This window comes from Achromobacter ruhlandii, assembly GCF_002082135.1.
Lineage (GTDB): Bacteria > Pseudomonadota > Gammaproteobacteria > Burkholderiales > Burkholderiaceae_B > Achromobacter > Achromobacter ruhlandii.
Window position 1 is genome coordinate 693,772 of the sequence record NZ_CP017433.1, and the last position, 24,954, is coordinate 718,725.

Genomic DNA, 24,954 nt, shown 5'->3' on the forward strand with positions numbered 1-24,954 from the left:
GGGATCGGCGCGCTGTCCCTGGCGGCAGGCGCGTCTTGGGCCCACATCGCCCGCGCACGGCGCCGCGCCCCCCAAAAAGAAACCCCCGTGCGGCTGGCGCCGCACGGGGGTTTTTGTTTGACGGCGTCGATCCCGCGCCGATCGGTCACCCCGGCGTGCCCGTGTATTCCTGGCGGTCGATGCCGTGGCGCTGCAGCTTGTCGTAGAAGGTCTTGCTTTCCATCAGCGCATTTCAACGCTCCGCAAGGCGGCCGCTGACCGTCCATTGCCGCCTTCGCAGCGGTTTTCAAGACGCCGCCACGACGACGTAATCGTCGACGCCGTGATCTTCCCAACGCTGAAAACGGTCTGCCAAAATCGCCTTGAGCAAGCCTGCAACCCGCGCCAGCATTGAATGTGCCCAAATAACAACGCACGTGGGTCGGCTGGTTTTGTGCGGTAAGATTGACCGAGTCAATTGTTGGAGCGTAATCGTGAGTGATACCCAGACCCCCGCGCCCGGTACGGCATTAGACCTGCGCACGCTGACCCATGTGGCCTATGGCTTATTCGCCTTGGGCTTTCTGACCAGTGGTTTCCTGGGCATCGCCACGCTGGCGGCCGTCGTGCTGATGTATCTGAAGCGCTCGGATGTTGCCGGCACCGTCTATGCGGCCCATTTCGACTGGTTGCTGCGCACGTTCTGGTGGGCCCTGCTGTGGCTGGCTATCAGCAGCCTGGCTGTGCTTATCTATATTGGATGGATCGGCGTGATCGCGACCATCGTGTGGGGCTTGTACCGCCTGATCAAGGGGTGGCTGGCGCTGCTGGAAGGCACGGCGCCCACCTCCTACGCCTGAAACCGAGGCGTTTGGGACGAAGGCCGGCATTGCGCCGGCCTTTTTCATTGGCTGTGACCGCCCAGGGCAGGCCGCTTCTTCCTGCCACGGATTCCCGGCGCTCTTCGATGAGACCGGCGCGATGTCAACTCGTGATCACGCACAACGCGACCACGAGTCACGCACAACGCGACCAGGAGCATCAAAGTGGCGAAGACGGCGGCCTGGATCCGCAGCGCCCGTCGTGAATTGAAGCGACCAGGGGGCACCCTGCCGCCAGGATCCATGGGAGGTGGCAACACAGGTCGAGGACGACGAACGTGATGCTGAGTTGGCCAACCCGCAATGACAGGCCAAGCCCGGGCTTCAGGAACCGGGCGAACATGACCGTGAACGTCACGTGCGGTGCCGGCATGCCTCGGCATTGACCCGCACGGGGCAGGGCTATCTGCGCGAGCTATCGCTCGCATTTGATTGCATGGCTGCGGCAACGGCGCAGCCGCGTGAAGCGCGCACGGTGCCGTAGCGCATTAAGACGCTGCCGTCATTTGCGTCGTGGCGACTGTTGTCGCGGCAGCCGGCGTTTCGCGAGCGCCATCCCGACATCGGGTTCCGGATCGCCAGCTCCACGCACTCGTGGGCAGCCGATGATGAATTCGACTGGGCCATCCATTCGACTTGGGCATCCCTTCGACTTGGGCCTCCGTTCGGGCCTGGGGTGGTGGCCTGAAAACGGATCTGATCCTGCGGAAAATTTGAGCCTGGTCTGCCATCCGCGCCTGGCGCCGGCGTTGGTGGCGCAGGGGGCTGGCAAAGGTCATGCTGCTGCTTGACGAACCGCATGCCGCGTGGCGGCAGTGGTGCGAGCGGGCCGGCGTGGCGCTGGGCTTGACGCAGGGTGTGCGGTTCAGCGATGCCGCGCTGATGTGGCAGGCTGCCGTCGATGGCTCGGGTGTGGCGTCGGGACGCTTGATGTTGGCGGGCGATGACCGGCGGGCCGGGCGCCAGGTTCGCCAGTTCGAGCCGGTGTTGGCCAACGACCATAGCTCTTGGCTGGTTGCTTCGCGCGCAGCCGCGCAGCGGCCGCTGGCACTGGTGTTTCCCGGCTGGCTGCTCCGCGCCATTCATGCCCCGCTTTCACTTCGGCGAAACGCGCATAGCCAGTCGTGGTGCGGCCTTGCGACTTGCTGCCCCTGCCTTCGGCAAGACGGCGCGCATGTCGCGATGATGTCCAGCGGCGCAAAAGCGCGGGGAGCGTGGCAGGCTATCTGGGGAAGAAAGTGGTCGGGTGGCGGGGCCGTGCCCATCGCTTGTATGGGGCTGGCGGCGCAAACCGGAATGCTTGCGCAAGCGCGGCAGGCTGGGTGCCGCAAGTCGAGTCCGCCCGGCGTTCAAGCCAGGGCGTCGCGACAGTATCGAGGCAGGGACGTACGGGGTACGCCCTTTGCCTGCTTACTTCAGATGCGCGTTGACCAGTTTGGTCAGTTCGAACATCGTGACCTGATCCTTGCCGAAGATCGGGCGCAGCTTGGCATCGGCGTTGATGTTGCGCTTGTTGCTCGCATCTTGCAGGTTGTGCTTCTTGATGTATTCCCAGATCTTCTTGGTGACCTCGGTGCGCGGCACGGCTTCCGAACCGATCACAGCGGCCAGTTCGGCGCTGGGAGTCAGGGGCTTCATGAATGCAGCGTTCGGCTTGCGCGCGGTCGCGGGTTTGGAGGTTGTGGCCATAATGCGGCGCTCCTTCTCTGGCTGTTGGAAAAATTGTCCTGCGGCCGGAGCATAACGTGTCTCTCCCGTAAAGACAAAGGCATTTATCCTCTGTAGCAACTAAAATATCCCCACTGTCCCCCCTATCACGTCATTCTGTAACCTCCTATGTACGCACGTTCTCCTTTGGAATCAATTCGCCTGTTCCATGACGAATTGACAGCGCTGCGGCGCGACTTGCATGCCCATCCCGAGCTTGGCTTCGAAGAGGTCCGGACGTCCGGGATCGTCGCGGGTGCGCTTGAGGCGTTGGGAATCGAGGTGCATCGCGGAATTGGCAAGACCGGCGTGGTGGGCGTCATTCGCGGCAAACGCTGCGACAGCGGCCGCATGATCGGCCTGCGAGCCGACATGGACGCCTTGCCGATGACCGAGGACAACGAGTTCGGTCACAAGTCGACCAAGCCCGGGCTGATGCACGGTTGCGGTCACGACGGCCACACGGCGGTGTTGATCGGGGCAGCCAAATATCTGGCCCAGACGCGCAATTTCGATGGCACGGCCGTGCTCATCTTCCAGCCGGCCGAGGAAGGGCGCGGTGGCGCCAAAGCCATGATGGAGGACGGGTTATTCGATACTTTTCCGTGCGATGCCATTTATGCCTTGCACAACTGGCCGGGCTTGAGGCCCGGCACCATCGGCATCAATCCCGGGCCGATGATGGCGGCGGCCGACCGCTTCGAGATCCTGATCACAGGCCGTGGCGGCCACGGCGCGCATCCTTATCAGACGATTGATCCGGTCACGATCGCCGGCCAGGTCATCACGGCATTGCAGACCATTGTCTCGCGCAACGTCAATCCGCTGGATTCCGCGGTCGTGTCGATCGGGTCCCTGCAGGCGGGCCACCCTGGCGCGATGAGCGTGATCCCGCGCGAGGCGCGGCTGGTGGGCACGGTGCGCACATTCCGCAAGTCGGTGCAGGAGATGGTCGAGACGCGCATGCGCGAGCTGGTGACGGCGATCGCTGGCGCCTTCGGCGGCACGGCCGAACTGACCTACGAACGCATCTATCCCGCGACCCTGAACACGCCGCAGCACGCCAACCTGGTCGCGGACATCGCCACCGAGATGATCGGCAAGGAAAACGTCGTGCGGGATCTGGTACCGTCGATGGGGTCGGAGGATTTTTCCTTCATGCTGCAGAGCAAGCCAGGCGCCTACTTCCGCCTGGGGCAGGGCGGCGCCGAGTCCGGCTGCGTGCTGCACAACTCGCATTTCGATTTCAACGATGCCGTCATTCCCCTGGGCAGCGCGATGTTCTGCGCGCTGGCCGAACGGGGCATGCCCCTGGCAGATTAAGAAGCCTCCCCATGTCCACGCACAACACCAATCAACTGATCATCACCCGCCCCGACGACTGGCACCTGCATCTGCGCGACGGCGCGGCGCTGGAAGCGGTGGTTGCGGATACCGCGCGGCAGTTCGCCCGCGCCATCATCATGCCCAACCTGAAGCCGCCGGTGACCACCACCGAGCAGGCGCTGGCCTATCGCGGCCGCATCCTGGCGGCGCTGACCAAGGCGGGCGGCGATGCCGACGCTTTCACGCCGCTGATGACGCTGTACCTGACCGACAATACCTCGGCCGAGGAGATCTTCCGCGCGCATGAGTCCGGCCAGGTCTACGCGGTCAAGCTGTACCCCGCGGGCGCGACCACCAATTCCGACGCCGGCGTGACCGATCTGCTGGGCAAGTGCGCCAAGGCGCTGGAGGCGTTGGAAAAGTGTGGCATGCCGCTGCTGGTGCATGGCGAAGTGACGGATCCGTCGATCGACGTGTTCGATCGCGAGGCGATCTTCGTCGAGCGCGTGATGAAGCCGCTGCGCCGCGCGTTTCCGGCCTTGAAGGTGGTGTTCGAGCACATCACCACCAAGGAAGGCGCCGAGTACGTGCGCGATGCCGAAGGGCCGATCGCGGCCACGATCACGCCGCAGCACATGCTGTACAACCGCAATGCGATTTTCCAGGGTGGTGTGCGGCCGCATTGGTACTGCCTGCCGATCCTCAAGCGCGAGACGCACCGGTTGGCACTGGTGGAAGCGGCGACCAGCGGCAGCCCGCGTTTCTTCCTGGGCACCGACAGTGCGCCGCACGCGCGCGGCCTGAAGGAGCACGCTTGCGGCTGTGCCGGTTGCTACACCGCGCTGCATGCGATGGAGCTGTACGCGACGGCGTTCGATGCGGTTGGCAAGCTGGACAAGCTGGAAGGGTTCGCCAGCTTCCACGGCCCTGATTTCTATGGCCTGCCGCGCAATACTGGCAAGCTGACCCTGGTGCGCGAAAACTTCCAGATCCCGGACGAGGTGCCGTTCGGCAACACCGCGCTGGTGCCGCTGGCCGCCGGCGAGACGCTGGCCTGGCGCGCGTCTGTCTGAGCGCGGCAACTGCCCTCTATATATAGAGGGCAGGAGTCGCCGTGGTGGCGGCGCCGACGGGGCGGGATCAGAGCGCGCTTTCGCGGCGCGCCTCGAGCAGTTCCCAGCGCGCGAACTTTTCCTCGAGTTCGCTTTCCAGCTTGGCCAACTCGCTGTTGATGCGTTCGACTTCGGCGGGCGCATCGCGGTAGAGACTGCCGTCGGCGAGCTTGCCGGCCAGTTCGGCCTGCTGCGCCTCGAGCGCGGCGATGGCGTCGGGCAGGCCTTCGAGTTCGCGCAATTCCCACGAATTCATCTTGGCGGCGCGGGCCGGTTTTGGCTTGGCGGCCTTGGCGCGGGCCGCGGCCTCGTCGGCGGCGCGAGCTGCCTTGGCCGCGTCTTCTTCCGCCGCAGCGGCGGGCGTCGGCGCAGGCCGCTGGGCTACCCATTCGTCGTAGCCGCCGACGTAGTCGCGCCAGTGGCCGTTGCCTTCGTAGGCAATGGTCTGGGTGACGACGTTGTTCAGGAAGGCGCGGTCGTGGCTGACCAGCAGCACGGTGCCCGAGTATTCCTGCAGCAGTTCTTCGAGCAGCTCCAGCGTTTCGATGTCGAGGTCGTTGGTGGGTTCGTCCAGCACCAGCACGTTGGCCGGACGCGCGAACAGGCGCGCCAGCAGCAGACGGGCGCGTTCGCCGCCCGACAGGCTGCGCACCGGCGAACCGGCGCGGGCGGGCGAGAACAGGAAGTCGCCCAGGTAGCTCATGACGTGCTTGCGGGTGCCGCCGATCTCGACCCACTCGCTGCCCGGACTGATGATGTCGACCAGGGTCGCGTTTTCGTCTAGCTGGGCGCGCATCTGGTCGAAGTAGGCCACCGATACATTGGTGCCCATGCGGGTCTTGCCGCTGTCGGGCTGCATCTCGCCCAGGATCAGCTTGAGTAGCGTGGTCTTGCCGGCGCCGTTGGGGCCGATGATGCCGATGCGGTCGCCGCGCAGGATGGTGGTGGAGTAGTCGTCTACCACGACCTTGTCGCCGAAGCGTTTGCCGACATGTTCGAGTTCGGCCACCAGCTTGCCCGAACGCTGGCCCTCGGCCAGCGCCAGCGACACGTCGCCGACCCGTTCGCGGCGCTCGGCGCGCTCGACGCGCAGGCGTTCCAGGCGGCGCACGCGGCCTTCATTGCGGGTGCGGCGGGCTTCCACGCCCTTGCGGATCCAGACTTCCTCCTGGGCCAGCAGCTTGTCGAAGCGGGCCTGTTCGAGGCGCTCGGATTCCAGCCACTGGGCCTTGCGCTCCTGCCATTGCGAGAAGTTGCCGGGGAAGCTGAGCAGCCGGCCGCGGTCCAGCTCGACGATGCGGGTGGCCACCGAATCCAGGAAGCGGCGGTCGTGGGTGATGATGACGGCGGCGCCTTTCCAGGTGCGCAGCATTTCTTCGAGCCAGGCGATGCCGTCGAAGTCGAGGTGGTTGGTGGGCTCGTCCAGCAGCAGCAGATCGGGTTCCTCGACCAGCGCGCGGGCCAGCGCGACGCGCTTGCGGGTGCCGCCCGACAGGCCGGCGATCTGGGCGTCCGCCGGCAGGCCGAGCTTTTCGAGCATGGCGCGCACGCGCGACGGGCGTTGCCAGTCCTCATGGTCGCCGTCGACGTTGCAGACCACGTCGAACACGGTGGCGTTTTCGTCCAGCTCCGGTTCCTGTTCGACCGTGGCCACGCGCAGGCCCGAGCTGCGGGCGATGTCGCCATCGTCGGGCACGGTGCGGCCGTCGAGCAGCCGCAGCAGCGAGGACTTGCCGGCGCCGTTGCGGCCGATGAGGCCGATGCGCTCGCCGGCCTGGATGGCGAAGTCGGCGTGGTCCAGCAGCGGATGGTGGCCATAGGCCAGCTGGATGTCGGTCAGGGTGATGAGCGTTGCGAGAGCCATGTAGTGAGTCGTTCTTGCGGCGGGGTAAGCGGATCAAGCCGTATTGTCGCAGGAACCCGGGCAGGTGTTCGGGGACGGAGCCGTGACCTGTACTAGAATACGCACCGCAAGGCGGGTCGGGCGATCGCGGTGGATGCGAGTCCATCGAGGAAGGTCCGGACTCCACAGGGCGGGGTAGCGGCTAACGGCCGTCCGGCCGCGTCTTCGGGCGCGGTCGAGGAATAGGGCCACAGAGACGAGTCTGCGGGGCGGGCGCGCCAGTCGCGCACCGATACGGCCATCTCCGTATCGCGCCGGTCGGCAACGGCCGGCGGCATCGCAGGGTGAAACGCGGCAACCTCTACCCGGAGCAACATCAAATAGGCATGCGTGCGGCTTTCGGGCCGCGAAGGGCGGCTCCGTCCGAGCATGCGGGTAGATGGCTACAGCGGCTCAGCAATGATCCGCGCAGAGGAATGATCGTCCGCCAGGGAAACCTGGTGTACAGAATCCGGCCTATAGACCCGTCTTGCATTGGATTTCCGATCGACGCGTGGCGCCGCGGCGCTTTTTTCTCGCCGCGATATCCGCCACCTGGCGCGCAACGCCCGCCAGTCTTCGGCAAGCGGGCTGGGTAAAACAATGCAAAGGCATTGTTAGCCGCCACTTCTTAAGAAGCACTTTTAGATAGTGACGCAACCTCCTGATTTATTGGGAGGTTTTTCTTTTTGCGTATTTACAAGTTGCTCTAAGTCCTTGTTGTGATTGAAAAAATTGCAACCGCGCGCTTGACCGCCCCATTGCCATACCGTAGAGTGGGAAATAGTAGGAAATTGTGCAATTAAGTGGGGTAAAAGTGGTGTTTCAGGGAAGCAGCGCGCTCACGCTGGATGCCAAGGGACGGATCTCGATTCCGACCCGGCATCGTGACGCGCTGATGGCGCAGGCCGAAGGCCGCCTGACCCTGACCCGCCACCCAGACGGCTGCCTGCTGGTGTACCCGCGGCCCGAGTGGGAAAAGAAGCGCGAGCAGATTGCCGCCTTTCCCATGACGGCGCGCGCGTTGCAGCGGCTGTTGCTGGGCAACGCTCAGGACGTGGAACTGGACGGCTCCGGCCGCGTCCTGATCGCGCCTGAACTGCGCAACGCTTCCGGTATGACGCGCGATGTGATGCTGCTCGGTCTGGGCGCCCACTTCGAGCTGTGGGATGCCGCTACCCTGGCGAGCCGCGAGGCTGAGGACCTGGCCAAGGGTATGCCGGATGTGTTGAATCAGTTTTCGTTCTGAAAGAGTTATGGAATTCGAACATCGGCCCGTCCTGCTGGAGCCGACGGTGGACGCGCTGTTGCTGGCCGATTTCGGCGGCAAGGGCGCGGCACGGTCGCAGGTCCAGGACGAGCCGGCTGCGGCTACGCGAGCGGAACGGGGTGTCTTCGTGGATGGCACCTTTGGTCGCGGCGGCCACAGCCGCGAGCTGCTCGGCCGCCTCGGTCCGGCGGCCCGCCTGGTGGTGTTCGACAAGGATCCCGAGGCGATCGCGGTCGCCAATGCGTTGGCGGCGGCGGACTCCCGGGTGACGGTGGTGCATGGCGGCTTTGCCACCATGGCCGAAGAATTGCGGCAGCTCGGCATCGACAAGGTCGATGGCGTGATGCTGGATCTGGGGGTGTCGTCGCCTCAGATCGACGATGCCGAGCGCGGCTTCTCGTTCATGCGGGACGGCCCGCTCGACATGCGGATGGACACCACTCGTGGACCCACGGTGGCGGATTGGCTGGCGCAAGCCAGTGTGGATGAGATGCGGGAGGTCATAGCGGATTATGGCGAAGAACGGTTTGCTTTTCAGGTTGCAAAGGCGATTGCTGCTCGCCGCGCAACAAGGCCGCTGCGCACCACGCTCGAGCTTGCCGAGTGCGTCGCCAGCGCCGTCCGCACGCGCGAAAAGGGGCAGCATCCGGCCACACGCACCTTTCAAGCTCTACGGATTTACATCAATCGGGAACTCGAAGAGCTCGCGCGCACCCTCGCGTCAGCTCTAGACCTGCTTGCCCCGGGGGGGAGGTTGGCGGTGATCAGCTTTCATTCGCTTGAAGACCGCATGGTCAAGCAGTGCATCGCGGCGGCGGCTCGTCCGGCTGCCGCGCATGCGCGCCTGCCCCTGCGCGAAAGCGAAATGCCCCAGCCGGTGCTGCGTTCGCTGGGACGCGTGCTGGCCGAAGACGATGAGGTCTCGGCCAACGCCCGCGCCCGTTCGGCCGTGCTGCGCGTCGCCGAACGCACCGCCACGCCCCTGCCCGCCGAGGGCGGCATGGCGTTCGTGAAAATCGGGTCGCTGCCGGGCAGCGATCTGGCTCCGCCGCCTCGTCGCGGCGGCAAGGGAGGGCGCCGCTGATGGGTCGCGTCAACCTGATCGTTGCGGCTTTGCTGATGCTGTCGGCCATTTCCCTGGTCACCAGCCGGTATCAGTCGCGCCAGCTCTTCGTCGAGCTGGGCCGCGATCAGGCGCAGGAGCGCGACCTGGAAACCAACTGGCGGCGTCTGCAGCTGGAGCGCGCCGAGCTGGCGCGCAACGCGCGGGTCGACGTGATCGCGCGCGACAGCCTGAAGATGATTCCCATCGTGCCTGACCGCACGCTCTATCTGAATCAGGCGCCGGTGCCGGCCAGCGGAGGTGCCCAATGAAGCGCGTTCCGTTCTTCGACAATCCGGTGCTGCGCGGGCAACTGCCGACCTGGCGCGCGCGTCTTGTGCTGATCCTGCTATTTGGCGGTTTCACCGTGCTGGCCGGCCGCGCGTTGTTCCTGCAAGGGTTGTCCACCGAATTCCTGCAGCAGCAAGGCGAGCGTCGCTATGAGCGCACCCTGACGCTGTCCGCCACCCGCGGCAAGATCATGGACCGCAACGGCGCGGTGCTGGCCTCCAGCGTGCCGGCGCGCGCCATCTGGGCCATTCCCGAGGATCTGAAGCAGGCGACCCCGAGCCAGCTGGACTCGCTGGCCAAATTGCTGGAAACGCCGATCGCCGACTTGCGCCGCCGGGTCGAGGAAGACAAGAACTTCGTCTACCTGAAGCGGCAGGTCTCGATGGACGTGGCCGACAAGATCAAGCAGCTCGGCCTGCCGGGCGTGCACCAGCAGCCCGAGACCCGCCGCTACTACCCGGACGGCGACGTGATGGCCCACGTGGTGGGTTTCAACAGCGTCGAGGACCAGGGCCAGGAAGGCGTCGAACTGACCTTCAACCAGCAATTGTCGGGGCGCCCGGGCAGCCGCCGCGTCATCAAGGACCGGCTGGGCCGTGTCATCGAGGACGTGCAGGCCGTGACGCTGCCGGTGGACGGCCGCGACCTGCGGCTGTCGATCGACACCCGCCTGCAGTACCTGGTGTTCAAGGAACTGAAGGACGCGATGGACAAGCACCAGGCCAAGGGCGCCACCGCCGTGGTCGTGGACGTCCATACCGGCGAGATCCTGGCGCTGGCCAACGTGCCGACGTTCGACCCGAACAAGCGCGAGACCTTCCACGGCGCCAATCTGCGCAACCAGGCCATTACCGACACGTTCGAGCCGGGCTCGATCATGAAGCCGTTCACCGCCGCGCTGGCGCTGGACCTGGGCCGCATCACCACCTCGACCCTGTTCGAGACCGGCAACGGCCGTTTCACGTATCAAGGCAGCACGATCAGCGACGTCAGCCGCAACGGCACGCTGGACGTGGCCGGCGTGCTGCGCAAGTCCAGCAACATCGGCATGACGATGATCTCCGAGAAGCTGGAATCGCGCGAGATGTGGGACCGCTTCACCGAACTGGGCCTGGGCCAGGCTCCTCAAGTGGGATTTCCCGGCGCGGCGCCCGGCCGCCTGCGCCCCTGGGACCGCTGGCGCCTGATCGAGAAGGCCACCATGGCCTACGGCTATGGCTTGTCGGTGTCGCTGCTGCAAGTGGCGCGCGCCTACACGGTGTTCGCCCGCAACGGCGACATGGTGTCGCTGACCCTGGTCAAGCGCGACAGCGATCCGACCAGCGTCAAGATCTATACGCCCAAGACCACCGCGCTGGTGCGCGGGATGCTGGAGGCCGCCACCGGGCCGGACGGCACCAAGGCCGCCCAGGTCCAGGGTTACCGTGTAGCCGGCAAGAGCGGCACCGCGCGCAAGATTGTCGACGGCAAGTACAGCACGCAGCGGTATCGCAGCTCGTATGTGGGCTTTGCGCCGGTGTCCGATCCCAAGATCGTGGTGGCCGTCTCGATCGACGAGCCCACGGTCGGCGGTTATTACGGCGGCGCGATCGCCGCGCCCGTGTTCTCCCACATTGTCGGCGGGAGTCTGCGGCTGATGGGGGTGCGGCCGGACGCGCCCTTCGAATCGACAATTGTTGCTGGTATCAAGGAGCCAGGCAGATGAGCGCCAAAGGCTTCCTCTCATCCCCCGCCGCCACGGTCGAACAAGCCGTGGCGTGGTTGCATTCGCGCGTGTCATTGACCGCGCACCTGAAGCTGGACTCCCGCGAGATCGAGCCGGGCGACGTGTTCGTCGCCTGCCCGGGCCTGTCCAGCGACGGCCGTCTATATATAGAGAAGGCGTTGGCGCTGGGCGCCAGCGCGGTGCTGTTCGAGGCGCCCGCGACCGAGGCCATCGAGGCCGCGGCCGCCGCCGGCGATACGCCGATGCTGCCGGTGACCGGCTTGCGCGCCCTGCTGGGCGAGCTGGGCGACACCTGGTACGGCCGGCCGTCGTCGACCCTGGCCGTGGTGGCCGTGACCGGCACCAATGGCAAGACCTCGTCGGTGCAATGGATCGCCCACGCGCTGGGCCGCAACGACAAGCCCTGCGGCACCATTGGCACCTTGGGCGCCGTGCTGCCGGACGGGCAGACGCTGGGCGGCCATCTCACGACCCCGGACGTGCTGACCGTGCACCGCCTGCTGGCCGCCATGCGCGACGCTGGCGCCAAGGCGGTGGCGATGGAAGCGTCTTCGATCGGCATCGAGCAGGGCCGCATGGATGGCGTGCGGGTGGCGCTGGCCGCCTACACCAACCTGACCCGCGATCACCTCGACTATCACGGCACGATGGAACGTTACGAGGCGGCCAAGGCCAGCCTGTTCCGCTGGCCCGGCCTGAGCGCCGCGGTGGTCAATGCCGATGACGAAGCCGGACGCCGCCTGATCGCCTCGCTGCCGTCGGACCTGTCGGTGATGGGCTACAGCCTGAGCGCGGATCCCGCGATTCCCGCCGCGATGCGCGCGCGCGACCTGCAGGCCACCGCGCAAGGGCAGATCTTCACGCTGGTGTCGCCGCATGGCGAGGCCCAGATCGTGACGCGCCTGCTGGGGGCGCACAATGTTTCCAACCTGCTGCTGGTGGCGGGCGTGCTGTACAAGCTGGGCCTGCCATTCGCGCAGATCGCGCGCGAACTGGCTGCGACCGATCCGGTCGATGGCCGCCTGCAGACCGTGGAACCGGTTGCCGCCAGCACCCAGGCCCACTCGGGCCGTGGCGCGCTGGTGGTGGTGGATTACTCCCACACCCCCGATTCGCTGGCGCGCGCGTTGATGGCATTGCGTCCGGTGGCGCAGGCGCGCGCCGGCCGCCTGGTGTGCGTGTTCGGTTGCGGCGGCGACCGCGACGCCGGCAAGCGCCCTGAGATGGGCCGCATCGCCGCCGAACTCGCGGACCACGTGGTGGTGTCCAGCGACAACCCGCGCAGCGAGTCGCCCGAAGCGATCGTGGCGCAGATCCTGGCCGGCATTCCGGCGTCGGCGGCGGTCGAGGTGCAGGTCGACCGCGCCCGCGCCATCATGCAGGCCATCTGGGCCAGCGCGCCCGAGGACGTGGTGCTGCTGGCTGGCAAGGGCCACGAAACCTATCAGGAGATCGCCGGCGAAAAGCTGCCGTTCGACGATCGCGAGTGGGCGCGGCTGGCGCTGCTGCTGCCGCTGGTCAAGGGCGTTTCCACGGATACGCGGCGCATCGGCGCTGGCGAGCTGTTCGTGGCACTGGTGGGCGAGAACTTCGACGCCCACAACTATCTGGATCAGGCCGCCGAGCGTGGCGCCTGCGCCGCAGTGGTCGCGCACGCCGTGCCGGAATCGAGCCTGCCGCAACTGGTGCTGGGCGATACCCGCGTGGCGCTGATGCGCATCGGCGCCGCCTGGCGGGCCCGCTTTACGCTGCCGGTGGTGGCGGTAACGGGCAGCAACGGCAAGACCACCACCAAGGAAATGATTTCGGCCATGCTGGCGGGTTGGCGTGGCGAGACGGGCCGCCTGGCCACGGCCGGCAACCTGAACAATGACATCGGCGTGCCGTTGACCCTGCTGCGCCTGCGTCCCGAACATCGCGCCGCCGTGTTCGAACTCGGCATGAACCATCCGGGCGAGATCGCGCAACTGGCCGCCATTGCGGCGCCCAGCGTGGCGCTGGTGACCAACGCGCAGCGCGAGCACCAGGAATTCATGCACACCGTGGAAGCGGTGGCGCTGGAAAATGGCGCCGCCATCGCGGCGCTGCCGGCCGACGGCGTGGCGGTCTATCCGGGCGACGAACCCTATGCGGCGATCTGGGACAAGCTGGCCGCGCCGCGCCGCGCGCTGCGTTTCGGCCTGCAGCCCGGCCTGGATGTCTATGCCGAGCAGATCCTGGCGGACGTCGATTCGACGCGCTGCCGCGTGGTGACGCCGGTGGGCAATGCCGACCTGACGCTGCCGGTGCCCGGCGTGCACAACCTGCGCAACGCGCTGGCGGCGATCGCCAGCGCCATCGCGGCGGGGGCGCCGCTGGACGTGGCAGTGCGGGCGCTGGCCGGTTTCAGCCCGGTCGCCGGGCGCATGCAGTACAAGAAATTGAGTGACGGAACGTTGCTCATCGATGACACCTACAATGCCAATCCCGACTCGGTTCGCGCGGCCATCGATGTGCTGGCGCGTATCGCCGGCACCCGCGTCCTGGTACTGGGTGACATGGGCGAGGTCGGGGACAACGGCCCCGCCATGCATGAAGAGGTGGGCAATTACGCGCGCGAGCTTGGCCTCGACGCGCTCATCACGCTAGGCGACGCCAGCCGGGCGGCCGCGGCCGCGTTCGGCACGGGCGCGCACGCCTGCGCATCGGTAGACGAAGTCGTTGCCGCATTGCGCGGCCTGCGCGCGTCCTGCGTATTGATAAAGGGATCGCGCTTTATGCGCATGGAGCGGGTAGTGACGGCTTTTACTTCGAATGACGGGCAAGCGGCCAAGGGGCAGGGGGACAACCATGCTGCTTGAGATCGCCCGCCTGCTTTCCGATGATGTGCGCGCGCTGGGCGTGTTCGAGTACATCACGCTGCGCGCGGTGCTGGCGTGCGCCACGGCGCTGCTGATCGGCCTGGTGGCCGGCCCGCGCGTGATCCGCAAGCTGACCGAGATGAAAATCGGCCAGGCCGTGCGTTCGTATGGCCCGGAAAGCCACCTGGTCAAGACCGGCACCCCGACCATGGGCGGCGTGCTGATCCTGATTTCCATCGCCATCAGCACGCTGCTGTGGGCCGACTGGACCAACCGCTTCGTGTGGGTGGTGCTGCTGGTGACGTTCGGCTTCGGCTGGATCGGCTGGATGGACGATTACCGCAAGGTGGTCTATCGCGATCCGGAAGGCATGCCGGCGCGCCAGAAGTTCTTCTGGCAGGCGACCATCGGCCTGGTGGCCGCGGTCTACCTGGCGTTCGCCGTGTCGGCGCCCGCCAACACCGAACTGTGGCCGCTGTTCAAGGCCTGGGTGGGAAGCGGCTTCACGATGTCGCTGCCGACGCGCGCCGACCTGATCGTGCCGTTCTTCAAGACTGTCAGCTATCCGCTGGGCGTGCTCGGTTTCGTGGCGCTGACGTGGGCCGTGATCGTCGGCACCAGCAACGCCGTCAACCTGACCGATGGCCTCGATGGCCTGGCGATCATGCCTACCGTGATGGTTGGCAGCGCGCTCGGCATCTTCGCCTACGTGGTCGGCCGGGTCGACTATTCGAAGTACCTGCTGTTCCCCTACATCCCCGGCGCCTCGGAATTGATGGTGCTGTGCGCGGCGATCGGGGGCGCGGGGCTGGCATTTTTGTGGTTCAACGCGTATCCGGCGCAGGTGTTCATGGGTGACGTCGGCGCGCTGGCGCTGGGCGGCGCGCTGGGCACCATCGCGGTCATCGTGCGCCAGGAGATCGTGCTGTTCATCATGGGCGGCGTGTTCGTGGTCGAGACCCTGTCGGTGATGATCCAGGTGACGTGGTTCAAGTACACCAAGCGACGTTATGGAACAGGTCGACGCATATTCCGCATGGCGCCGCTGCATCATCACTTCGAAGTGGGCGGCTGGAAGGAAACCCAGGTGGTCGTGCGTTTCTGGATCATCAGCATGATGCTGGTGCTGATTGGCCTCTCTACCCTGAAGTTGCGATGAATACGATGGAAACCTCCCGCGCCGATGCGCCGCTCGTCCTGATCCTCGGATTGGGCGAGTCGGGCGTGGCCGCCGCACGCTGGAGCGCCCGCCAGGGCGCCCGCCTGCGGGTGGCCGACACGCGCGCGGAGCCGGGTGGACTGGACGCGTTGCGCGACGCGCTGGCGCAGGCCGAGGTCGAGTACCGCCTGGGTTGCGATGCGTCTTTCGACATCGCGTTGCTGGATGGCGTGAGCCAGGTCGTCGTCAGCCCGGGACTCGCGCCCGAAGGCGCGCCGGCCGGCGAGTTGCTGCGTGAGGCCAAGACCCGCGGCATCGAGGTCATCGGCGAGATCGAATTGTTCGCGCGGGCGCTGGCCGAACTGGCCGAGACCCGCGAATACCGCCCGCGCGTGCTGGCCGTGACCGGCACCAACGGCAAGACCACCGTCACCGCCCTGACGCGCGACCTGATCGCGGCCAGTGGCCTGTCGGTGCTGGCCGCCGGCAACATCAGCCCGGCCGCGCTGACCGCGCTGATGCAGGCGCTGGATGCCGACGCGCTGCCGCAGGTATGGGTGCTGGAGCTGTCCAGCTTCCAACTCGAGACCACGCACACGCTGATGGCCGACGCGGCCGTCGTGCTGAACGTGACGCAGGATCACCTGGACTGGCATGGCGGCATGGACGCCTATGCGCGGAGCAAGGCGCGCCTGCTGAAGATGACGCGCATCGCCATCGTCAACCGCGATGATCCCTATACCGTGGACATGGTGCCGTCGCTGGATGCCATGCCGGTGCGCAGCTTTGGCCGCGAAGTGCCCGAGCTGGTGGGCGACATGGGCCTGGAGCTGGGCCAGGGCGTGGCCTGGCTGGTGGCGGCCGAGCCGGTCGACTTCGATGAGCCCGTCGCGCCGGTGCGCCGCAAGAAGGACGCGCCAGAGCCGACGCGCGCCAAGGGCCGCATGAGTCGCCTGATGCCGGTCGATGCCTTGCGCATCCGCGGCATCCACAATGCCTTGAACGCGCTGGCCGCGTTGCAGTTGGCGCGTTGCCTCGATCTGGGCTGGGGCCCGATGCTGCGGGCCCTGCGCGAATACGCCGGCGAACCGCATCGCGCCGCCTTCGTGCGCAGTATCGGCGGCGTGGACTATATCAACGACAGCAAGGGCACCAACGTTGGCGCCACCGTGGCCGCGCTTGAGGGCATGGGCCAGCCGGTGGTGCTGATCGCCGGCGGCCAGGGCAAGGGCCAGGACTTCTCGCCGCTGATCCCGGTGGTGTCGCGCCATGCGCGCGCCGTGCTGCTGATCGGCCAGGACGGCCCCGAGATCGGCCGCGTGTTGGCCGCCACCGGCGTCGACTGCATCGCCGTCGAATCGCTGCGCGACGCCGTGCGCCGCGCCGCCGAACTGGCACAGGCCGGTGACGTGGTGCTGCTGTCGCCGGCCTGCGCCAGCCTGGACATGTTCCGCAATTACCCGCACCGCGGGCAAGTGTTCGTGGAAGAGGTCGAAGACCTGGCCCGCGACCGGGGAGAGGTGGCATGAGCCTGATCGCCGATCTCACCGCCAGCGTCAACGCCGTACGGCCCGGCCGTACCCGCATGCGCAATTTCGACATGCCGCTCGCGATTGCGGCGTCGACCTTGCTGCTGCTCGGCCTGCTGATGGTGTATTCGGCGTCGATCGCGCTGGCCGACGGCCCGCGCTATGCCTCCTATGGCCGCTACTACTTCGTGATCCGCCACGGCCTGTTCATCAGCGCGGGCCTGGTGGCGGGCGCGGTCGTGCTGGCGATTCCGATCCGCGTCTGGCAGCGTCTGGCGGTGCCGATGTTCGTGGTGGCCATGGTGTTGCTGGTGGCGGTGCTGATTCCCGGGATCGGCCGCGAGGTCAACGGCGCGCACCGCTGGATCCCGCTGGGTCCGCTGAATTTCCAGCCGTCCGAACTGATGAAGCTGGCCGCGCTGCTCTATGCCGCCGATTACACGGTGCGCAAGCAGGAACACATGCAGGCGTTTGCCCGCGGCTTCCTGCCGATGGCGTTCGCGCTGGCCGGCGTCGGCATGCTGCTGCTGCTCGAGCCGGACCTGGGCGCTTTCATGGTGATCGTGGCGATCGCGATCGGCATCCTGTTCCTGGGCGGCATCAACGGCAAGTACTTCAGCAGCCTGCTGGCGGTGTTGGTCAGCACCTTCCTGATGCTGATCTGGCTGTCGCCGTGGCGCCGCGCGCGCCTGTTCGCCTACCTGGATCCCTGGAACGAAGACAACGCCTACGGCAGCGCCTACCAGCTGTCGCACTCGCTGATCGCCCTGGGGCGCGGCGAATGGCTGGGCGTGGGCCTGGGCGCCAGCGTCGAAAAATTGCACTACCTGCCCGAAGCCCATACCGACTTCCTGATGGCGGTGGTGGGCGAGGAGCTGGGTTTCGCCGGCGTGATGCTGGTGATCACGCTGTTCGCCATCATCGTCTACCGCGGCTTCGACATCGGCCGCCAGGCCATCGCCATGGAACGCACCTTCGCGGGCCTGGTGGCGCATGGCGTGGCGATGTGGTTCGGGGTGCAGGCCTTTATCAACATGGGCGTGTGCCTGGGGCTGCTGCCGACCAAGGGCCTGACGCTGCCGCTGATGAGCTACGGCGGCTCGGGCGTGGTGATGAACCTGTGCGCCCTGGCCATGCTGATACGGGTGGATGTGGAAAGCCGCATCATGATGCGCGGAGGACGGGTATGACCGCCGCGTCGCGCACCATCCTGATCATGGCCGGCGGCACCGGCGGTCACATCATGCCCGGCCTTGCCGTGGCCGACGTGCTGCGCCAGCGCGGCTGGCGCGTGCTGTGGCTGGGCAACCCGGACAAGATGGAAGGCAAGCTGGTGCCGCCGCGCGGCATCGAGCTGGTGCCGCTGCGTTTCGCCGGCGTGCGCGGCAAGGGCGCGGCGGCGCTGCTGAAGCTGCCGTTCCTGCTGGTGCGCGCCTTCGCCCAGGCCTGGGCGCGGCTGTCGTCGGTGCGCCCGGACGTGGTGCTGGGCATGGGCGGCTATGTCGCCTTTCCCGGCGGCGTCATCGCGGCGCTGCGCGGCACCCCGCTGGTGGTGCACGAACAGAATGCGGTGGCCGGCACCGCCAACAAGTGGCTGGCCAGGATGGCGCGCCGCGTGTTGAGCGGGTTTCCCGGCGTGCTGCCCAAGGGCGAAGCCATGGGCAACCCGGTGCGCGCCGACCTGTGCGCCTTGCCCGATCCGGCGCAACGCTATGCCGGCCGCGGCGGCCCGCTGCGGCTGCTGGTGGTGGGCGGCAGCCTGGGCGCCCAGGCGCTCAATACCGCCGTGCCGCAAGCGCTGGCGCGCCTGCCGCGGGAGAGCCGTCCGGTGGTGGTGCACCAGGCCGGCGAACAACATCTGCCGGCGCTGCAGCAGGCCTACGCCCAGGCGGGCGTGGCGGCCGACTGCCGCGCCTTCATCGACGACATGGCTGGCGCGATGGGCGACGCCGACCTGCTGATCTGCCGCGCGGGCGCCATGACGGTGTCCGAGGTGGCCGCGGCAGGCGTGGCGGCGCTGTTCGTGCCGTTCCCTCATGCCATCGATGATCACCAGACCGCCAACGCGCGCTTTCTGAGCGACGCGCAGGCCGCCTGGCTGCAGCCGCAGAACGCCTTGAGCCCGGCGTGGCTGGCGGACTGGCTGGGCCAGCGCAATCGACAAGAACTGCAAGCCGTCGCAGAACGGGCCCGCGCGCATGCGCAGCCGGATGCGGCGGCGCACATCGCCGACGTCTGTGAACAAGCAGCGGGGCGTTCATCATGAAACACAGAATCCAACATATCCATTTCGTAGGCATCGGCGGCTCCGGCATGAGCGGCATCGCCGAGGTGCTGCTCAACCTGGGCTACACCATCAGCGGCTCCGACCTGAACGAGTCGGCCGTGACCCGCCGCCTGGCCGGCCTGGGCGTGAACATCGCCATCGGCCACGTCGCCAGCAACGTCACTGGCGCCGGCGCCATCGTCACGTCGACCGCGGTGGCGGGCGACAACCCCGAGGTCATCGCCGCCCGCGCCGCGCGCATCCCGGTGGTGCCGCGCGCCATCATGCTGGCCGAATTGATGCGCCTGAAGCGCGGCATCGCGGTGGCCGGCACGCATGGCAAGACCACCACCACCAGCCTGGTGGCCAGCATCCTGGCCGCGGGCGACCTGGACCCCACCTTCGTGATCGGCGGGCGCCTGAATTCGGCCGGCGCCAATGCGCGCCTGGGGCAGGGCGACTACATCGTGGTCGAGGCCGACGAATCCGACGCTTCGTTCCTGAACCTGCTGCCGGTGATGGCCATCGTGACCAACATCGACGCGGACCACATGGACACCTATGGCCACGACGTGGCCCGCCTCAAGAGCGCATTCATCGAATTCACCCAGCGCCTGCCGTTCTACGGCAGCGCGGTGCTGTGCACCGATGACGCCAACGTGCGCGAGATCATGCCGTTCGTGTCGCGTCCGATCACCTCGTATGGCCTGAACGAAGACGCGATGGTGCGCGGCTACGAAGTGCAGGCCGACGGCACGCGCATGCGCTTCAACGTGCAGCGCAGCCACCGCGACACGCTGCTGCCGCCGCTGCAGGTGGAGCTGAACCTGCCGGGCCTGCACAACGTTCGCAACGCGCTGGCGGCGATCGCCGTGGCGACCGAGCTGGGCGTGGCCGATGAAGCCATCCGCGACGCGCTGGCCTCGTTCAAGGGCGTGGGCCGCCGCTTCACGCAGACGGGCGAATTCCCGGTGCCGGCCGCGCATGGCGGCGGCACCTTCACGGTGATCGACGACTACGGCCACCACCCGGTGGAAATGGCCGCCACGCTGGCCGCCGCCCGCGGCGCCTGGCCCGACCGCCGCATCGTGCTGGCGTTCCAGCCGCACCGTTACACGCGCACCCGCGACTGTTTCGAGGATTTCGTGCGCGTGCTGGGCACGGCCGACGCGGTGTTGCTGACCGAAGTCTATTCGGCCGGCGAGCCGCCGCTGGTGGCCGCCGACGGCCGCGCCTTGTCGCGCGCCCTGCGCGTGGCCGGCAAGGTGGAACCGGTGTTCGTCGAGGACGTGGCCGACCTGCCGCAGGCGGTGGTCGACTTCGTGCGCGATGGCGACGTGGTGATCGTCATGGGGGCCGGCTCGATCAGCAAGGTTCCCGCACAGGTTGGAGAATTGGCATGAGCGCGAAATTCGGCAAGGTGGGTGTGTTGTACGGCGGCCGTTCCGCCGAACGCGAAGTGTCCCTGATGTCCGGGGCCGGCGTGCATCAGGCGCTGCTCAGCGCCGGCGTCGACGCGCACCTGTTCGACACGGGCGAGCGCAGCCTGGCCGAGCTGGCCGCCGAGGGCTTCGAGCGCGTGTTCATCGCGCTGCATGGCCGCTTCGGCGAAGACGGCTCGATCCAGGGCGCGCTGGAGCTGCTGGGCATTCCCTACACCGGCAGCGGCCCGCTGGCGTCGGCCCTGGCCATGGACAAGACCATGACCAAGCGCGTCTGGCTGCAGCATGGCCTGCCCACGCCGGCATTCGAATTGCTGGACGCCGACACCGAACTGCGCCTGGTGCCGGACCGCCTGAGCCTGCCGCTCATCATCAAGCCGCCGCACGAGGGCTCGACCGTGGGCATCACCAAGGTGGTGGGCTATTCCGACATGAAGGACGCCTACGCCCTGGCCGCCAAGTTCGACGCCGAGGTGCTGGCCGAGCAGTTCATCCAGGGCCGCGAGCTGACCGTGGCAGTGCTGGGTAGCGGCAAGACCGCACGCGCGCTGCCGGTGATCGAGATCGCCGCGCCCGGCGGCAACTACGACTACGAGCACAAGTACTTCTCCGACGACACGCAGTACTTCTGCCCGGCGGCGCTGCCGCCGGCCGTGGCCGAGGAAGTCGCCGACATCGCGGTGCGCGCCTATCGCGCGCTGGGCTGCGAAGGCTGGGGCCGCGCCGACTTCATGCTGGACGCCGACAACCGCCCCTGGCTGCTTGAAATGAATACCTCGCCCGGCATGACCAGCCATTCGCTGGTGCCGATGGCGGCCCGCGCCACCGGCATGAGCTATGCCGAGCTGTGCGTGGCGATTTTGGCCGACGCTTCGTGCAAATTGCACAGCGCCGCTCGCAATACTTGACCCGGACATTCTGTGTGGAACGACGCTCGCACGACCAACCTGATCGCCAACACGCTTGCCGTGCTGGCGGTCTGCGCCATGCTCCTGGCGGGCGTGGTGTGGGTGGCGCAGCGTCCGTACTTCACGCTGTCGGCCATCGAGCTGGAGTCCACGCCGGACACCGAACTGCACTATGTCTCGCCGGGCGCGGTGCGCGCGGCGATCGCGGGGCGCTTCAGGGGCAACTTCTTCACGGTCGACCTGGACGACGCGCGCGAGATCTTCGAGTCGGTGCCATGGGTGCGCCACGCCACCGTGCGGCGGATCTGGCCCAATGTGCTGCGCGTGCGCATCGAGGAACAGCAGCCGCTGGCGCTGTGGAACGAGAACCAGATGATCAACACCTGGGGCGAGGCGTTCACGGCCAACACGGGCGAGGTGGACGACGAGACGGTGTTGCCGCAGTTCTCCGGACCCGAGGGCACCGAATCGCTGGTGGTGCAACGCTACGCCGAACTGGCGCGCTGGTTCGCGCCGCTCGATATGCATGTCAAGCAGCTGGAGCTGAGTCCGCGCTACGCCTGGCGCGTGGTGCTGTCCAACGGCATGCTGCTGGACCTGGGCCGCGATCCGGGCGCCGATGCGCCGGATCCGCATGGCCTGCCTGGCGCGCTGCCGTTCGCCGCGCGCATTCAACGCTTTGTGCAGGCCTGGCCCGCCGTGGCGGCGCGCCTGGAAGGGCGCACCATCACACAGGCCGACCTGCGTTATCCCAATGGTTTCGCCCTGGCGCTGGCCCCGTTGCCCGCGTCAGCAAACAAACCCAAATCCACACCGAAACCTCCCAAGAAACGCTAACGCCATGACCCGTGACATCAAGGACCTTATCGTCGCCCTCGATATCGGCACCAGCAAGGTGGTGGCTGTGGTGGCTGAAATCCTGCCCGAAGGGCGATTCGAAGTGCTCGGCCTCGGCCAGCATGAATCGCGCGGCATGCGCAAGGGCGTGGTCGTCAATATCGAGACCACCGTGAATTCGATTCAGCGCGCGCTTGAAGAAGCCGAGCTGATGGCGGATTGCAAGATCCGTGACGTCTACACCGGCATCGCCGGCAGCCATATCCGCAGCTTCAATTCCAGCGGCATGGTCGCCGTGAAGGACAAGGAAGTCACCGCCACCGACGTCGCCCGCGTCATCGAGACCGCCAAGGCGGTGAACATTCCGACCGACCAGCAGGTGCTGCACGTGCTGACGCAGGAGTTCATCGTCGACGGCCAGGAAGACATCCGCGAGCCGATAGGCATGAGCGGCCTGCGCCTGGAAGTGCGCGTGCACATCGTGACCGGCGCCGTCAGCGCCGCGCAGAACATCGTCAAGTGCGTGCGCCGCTGCGGCCTGGAAGTGCAGGACCTGATTCTGCAGCCGCTCGCCTCGAGCCTGGCCGTGCTGACCGCCGACGAAAAGGAACTGGGCGTCGTGCTGGTGGACATCGGCGGCGGCACCACCGACGTGGCGATCTTCACCGGCGGCGCGATCCGCCACACCGCCGTGCTGCCGATCGCCGGCGACCAGATCACCAACGACATCGCGGCCATGCTGCGCACGCCGACGCCCGATGCCGAGGAAATCAAGCTGCGCTACGGCGTGGCCAAGCAGGTGCTGGCCAGCCCCGACGAGTCGGTGGAAGTGCCGGGCCTGGGTGACCGCGGCCCGCGCCAGGTCAAGCGCCAGGCGCTGGGCGCCGTGATCGAGCCGCGCGTCGAAGAGCTGTTCACGCTGGTGCAGCAGGTGGTGCGCGACTCCGGCTACGAGGACCTGCTGGCTTCCGGCGTGGTGCTGACCGGCGGCTCGGCGCAATTGCCCGGCATGATCGAACTGGCCGAGGACGTGTTCCTCAAGCCGGTGCGCGTGGCGGTGCCCGAATACGAAGGCAGCCTGGCCGACGTGATGCGCAATCCGCGCTTCTCGACCGTGATGGGGCTGCTGCAGGAAGCGCGCATGCAACGCGTGCGCGGCCGCAAGGTCGCCGCGCAGACCGGCAATTTCAAGAGCCTGCTGGCGCGCATGAAGGAATGGTTTATGAATTGAAGAGGGGGGCAGGTTGGGGCCTGCTCCTTGGCACGATCCGCGGCGGTAGGGCGGGCCGGGCCAGAAAGGGGAGGCGTCTCAAACCCGTTGCGGACCAAAGCAGTCGGCTTCGGCTTTGAGGCGATTCACAAAATATAGGTTGTTGGGGAATTTTTGTGATTTGCAAAATCGGACTTGTGAGGGAGTCATCATGATGAACTTTGAGATGCTTGAGAACAACACCAAAGGGACCGTAATCAAGGTCGTTGGTGTGGGCGGTGCGGGCGGCAATGCCGTCGCGCACATGATTCGCAGCGGCGTGCACGGCGTGGATTTCATCTGCGCCAACACCGATGCGCAGGCACTGGCGGCGACCAACGCCCCGGTGCAGATTCGCCTGGGCCGCACCGGCCTGGGCGCGGGCGCCAAGCCCGAGCAAGGCCGCGCGTCGGCCGAAACCGCGCGTGAAGAGATCCGTGCCGCCCTGAACGGCGCGCACATGGTCTTCATCACCGCGGGCATGGGCGGCGGCACCGGCACGGGCGCGGGTCCGGTCGTGGCCGAAGTCGCCAAGGAGCTGGGCATTCTGACGGTGGGCGTGGTCACCAAGCCCTTCTCGTTCGAAGGCAACAAGCGCCTGAAGATGGCCGAAGACGGCATTGCCGAACTGGCCAAGCACGTGCATTCGCTCATCGTGGTGCTCAACGAGAACCTGTATGAACTGATGGACGAGGACGCGACGCAGGAAGACTGCTTCCGTTCGGCCGACGACATCCTGCACAACGCGTGCGCGGGTATCGCCGAAATCATCAACGTCGAAGGCAACGTCAACGTCGACTTCGAAGACGTCAAGACGATCATGGGCGAGCAGGGCCAGGCCATGATGGGCACGGCATCGGCTTCGGGCGCTGACCGCGCCCGCGTCGCCGCCGAGCACGCCATTGCCTGCCCGCTGCTGGAAGGCGTGGACCTGAACGGCGCTCGCGGCGTGCTGGTCAACATCACCGCCAGCCGCTCGCTGAAGATGCGCGAAACGCGCGAAATCATGGAAACGATCCGCAGCTACGCTTCGGACGACGCCACCGTGATATTCGGCACCGCCTACGACGAATCGATGGGTGAAAACCTGCGCGTGACCGTGGTTGCGACCGGCCTGGGCCGTGCGCAGGCGCGTCCGCAACTGGTGCAGAACACCGCCGAGGCGCTGCGTACCGGCACCGACAACCTGCCCATGGGCACGATGCCGGCCGCCGGTCAGGGCGACTACCGCAATCTGGACATGCCGTCGGTCATGCGCAACCCGCGCAGCCAGGCGTCGGCCCAGGTGCGCGCGCTGGAAAGCTCGGGCATGGATCATTTCGACATCCCGGCGTTCCTGCGCAAGCAGGCGGATTGAACCAGGAGCCTGGTTTCAGGCTCCTATGCACTCCCTCATCTCCGGCCTGCCTGTCCCCGCGGGCAGGCCGGAGGCGGAGCGGTCCGTGTTT

General features: G+C 66.9%; 20 protein-coding genes and 1 other RNA gene. 19 read left to right on the plus strand and 2 right to left on the minus strand.

Annotated features, from left to right (window positions below):
- The first annotated feature begins 184 nt into the window (after nt 1-184).
- Both AruCF_RS29680 and AruCF_RS03195 read left to right on the plus strand, forming a co-directional pair.
- The gene (locus AruCF_RS29680; protein ID WP_169538149.1) at nt 185-394 is read left to right on the plus strand and encodes a hypothetical protein; all 210 of its coding nucleotides are present in this window, start codon (nt 185-187) and stop codon (nt 392-394) included.
- A gap of 79 nt (nt 395-473) precedes the next feature.
- Nucleotides 474-839 carry a DUF4870 family protein gene (locus AruCF_RS03195; RefSeq protein WP_049071370.1) on the plus strand — a complete coding sequence of 122 codons (366 nt, stop codon included), beginning with the start codon at nt 474-476 and terminating at the stop codon, nt 837-839.
- 1,431 nt (nt 840-2,270) lie between these two features.
- Here the strand turns inward: AruCF_RS03195 and AruCF_RS03210 are convergent.
- Nucleotides 2,271-2,549: an SWIB/MDM2 domain-containing protein gene (locus tag AruCF_RS03210; RefSeq protein ID WP_006217453.1), complete on the minus strand. Its 279-nt coding sequence runs from the start codon at nt 2,547-2,549 to the stop codon at nt 2,271-2,273.
- 147 nt (nt 2,550-2,696) lie between these two features.
- Between AruCF_RS03210 and AruCF_RS03215 the strand changes: the two genes are divergently transcribed.
- The gene (locus AruCF_RS03215) at nt 2,697-3,890 is read left to right on the plus strand and encodes a M20 aminoacylase family protein (RefSeq protein WP_049071372.1); all 1,194 of its coding nucleotides are present in this window, start codon (nt 2,697-2,699) and stop codon (nt 3,888-3,890) included.
- 11 nt (nt 3,891-3,901) lie between these two features.
- Complete coding sequence (pyrC, locus tag AruCF_RS03220) at nt 3,902-4,966, plus strand: dihydroorotase (protein ID WP_049071373.1); 1,065 nt, start codon at nt 3,902-3,904, stop codon at nt 4,964-4,966.
- Between the two features lie 67 nt (nt 4,967-5,033).
- Here pyrC and AruCF_RS03225 read toward each other — a convergent pair whose 3' ends face one another.
- Complete coding sequence (locus AruCF_RS03225) at nt 5,034-6,869, minus strand: ATP-binding cassette domain-containing protein (protein WP_063568776.1); 1,836 nt, start codon at nt 6,867-6,869, stop codon at nt 5,034-5,036.
- Between the two features lie 108 nt (nt 6,870-6,977).
- Here AruCF_RS03225 and rnpB point away from each other — a divergent pair.
- The 15 genes from rnpB (at nt 6,978) to ftsZ (ending at nt 24,863) form a co-directional block, all read left to right on the plus strand.
- Nucleotides 6,978-7,383: RNase P RNA component class A (gene rnpB / locus AruCF_RS03230), an RNA gene on the plus strand.
- A gap of 324 nt (nt 7,384-7,707) precedes the next feature.
- Nucleotides 7,708-8,136, plus strand: a complete 429-nt coding sequence (gene mraZ / locus AruCF_RS03235) for a division/cell wall cluster transcriptional repressor MraZ (RefSeq protein WP_006392946.1) — start codon at nt 7,708-7,710, stop codon at nt 8,134-8,136.
- A 7-nt stretch (nt 8,137-8,143) separates the two neighbouring features.
- Nucleotides 8,144-9,241, plus strand: a complete 1,098-nt coding sequence (rsmH, locus tag AruCF_RS03240) for a 16S rRNA (cytosine(1402)-N(4))-methyltransferase RsmH (RefSeq protein ID WP_049071377.1) — start codon at nt 8,144-8,146, stop codon at nt 9,239-9,241.
- Nucleotides 9,241-9,531, plus strand: coding sequence for a cell division protein FtsL (gene ftsL / locus AruCF_RS03245; protein WP_049071379.1), 291 nt, complete (start codon nt 9,241-9,243; stop codon nt 9,529-9,531). The genes rsmH and ftsL overlap by 1 nt, the downstream gene beginning before the upstream one ends.
- On the plus strand, nt 9,528-11,255 hold the full coding sequence (locus AruCF_RS03250) for a peptidoglycan D,D-transpeptidase FtsI family protein (protein ID WP_054419225.1): 1,728 nt from the start codon (nt 9,528-9,530) through the stop codon (nt 11,253-11,255). The genes ftsL and AruCF_RS03250 overlap by 4 nt, the downstream gene beginning before the upstream one ends.
- Nucleotides 11,252-14,116: a bifunctional UDP-N-acetylmuramoyl-L-alanyl-D-glutamate--2,6-diaminopimelate ligase MurE/UDP-N-acetylmuramoyl-tripeptide--D-alanyl-D-alanine ligase MurF gene (gene murF, locus AruCF_RS03255; protein ID WP_049071382.1), complete on the plus strand. Its 2,865-nt coding sequence runs from the start codon at nt 11,252-11,254 to the stop codon at nt 14,114-14,116. The genes AruCF_RS03250 and murF overlap by 4 nt, the downstream gene beginning before the upstream one ends.
- A complete protein-coding gene (gene mraY / locus AruCF_RS03260; RefSeq protein ID WP_049071384.1) occupies nt 14,106-15,275 on the plus strand; it encodes a phospho-N-acetylmuramoyl-pentapeptide-transferase in 1,170 nt (389 codons plus the stop codon). Before murF ends, mraY begins: the two co-directional genes overlap by 11 nt.
- Nucleotides 15,272-16,804, plus strand: a complete 1,533-nt coding sequence (murD, locus tag AruCF_RS03265) for a UDP-N-acetylmuramoyl-L-alanine--D-glutamate ligase (RefSeq protein WP_049071385.1) — start codon at nt 15,272-15,274, stop codon at nt 16,802-16,804. The genes mraY and murD overlap by 4 nt, the downstream gene beginning before the upstream one ends.
- Nucleotides 16,801-17,994: a putative lipid II flippase FtsW gene (gene ftsW / locus AruCF_RS03270; RefSeq protein WP_049071387.1), complete on the plus strand. Its 1,194-nt coding sequence runs from the start codon at nt 16,801-16,803 to the stop codon at nt 17,992-17,994. The genes murD and ftsW overlap by 4 nt, the downstream gene beginning before the upstream one ends.
- Nucleotides 17,991-19,070, plus strand: coding sequence for an undecaprenyldiphospho-muramoylpentapeptide beta-N-acetylglucosaminyltransferase (gene murG / locus AruCF_RS03275; RefSeq protein ID WP_049071389.1), 1,080 nt, complete (start codon nt 17,991-17,993; stop codon nt 19,068-19,070). Before ftsW ends, murG begins: the two co-directional genes overlap by 4 nt.
- Nucleotides 19,067-20,473 carry a UDP-N-acetylmuramate--L-alanine ligase gene (gene murC / locus AruCF_RS03280; protein ID WP_049071391.1) on the plus strand — a complete coding sequence of 469 codons (1,407 nt, stop codon included), beginning with the start codon at nt 19,067-19,069 and terminating at the stop codon, nt 20,471-20,473. Before murG ends, murC begins: the two co-directional genes overlap by 4 nt.
- The gene (locus tag AruCF_RS03285) at nt 20,470-21,420 is read left to right on the plus strand and encodes a D-alanine--D-alanine ligase (protein WP_049071392.1); all 951 of its coding nucleotides are present in this window, start codon (nt 20,470-20,472) and stop codon (nt 21,418-21,420) included. The genes murC and AruCF_RS03285 overlap by 4 nt, the downstream gene beginning before the upstream one ends.
- A 12-nt stretch (nt 21,421-21,432) precedes the next feature.
- Complete coding sequence (locus AruCF_RS03290) at nt 21,433-22,257, plus strand: cell division protein FtsQ/DivIB (protein ID WP_049071394.1); 825 nt, start codon at nt 21,433-21,435, stop codon at nt 22,255-22,257.
- Between the two features lie 4 nt (nt 22,258-22,261).
- Nucleotides 22,262-23,488 (plus strand): cell division protein FtsA, encoded by a 1,227-nt coding sequence (ftsA, locus tag AruCF_RS03295; RefSeq protein WP_006217473.1) that lies wholly within the window; start codon nt 22,262-22,264, stop codon nt 23,486-23,488.
- Nucleotides 23,489-23,678: 190 nt separating this feature from the next.
- A complete protein-coding gene (ftsZ, locus tag AruCF_RS03300; protein WP_020925134.1) occupies nt 23,679-24,863 on the plus strand; it encodes a cell division protein FtsZ in 1,185 nt (394 codons plus the stop codon).
- The last annotated feature ends 91 nt before the right edge of the window (nt 24,864-24,954 follow it).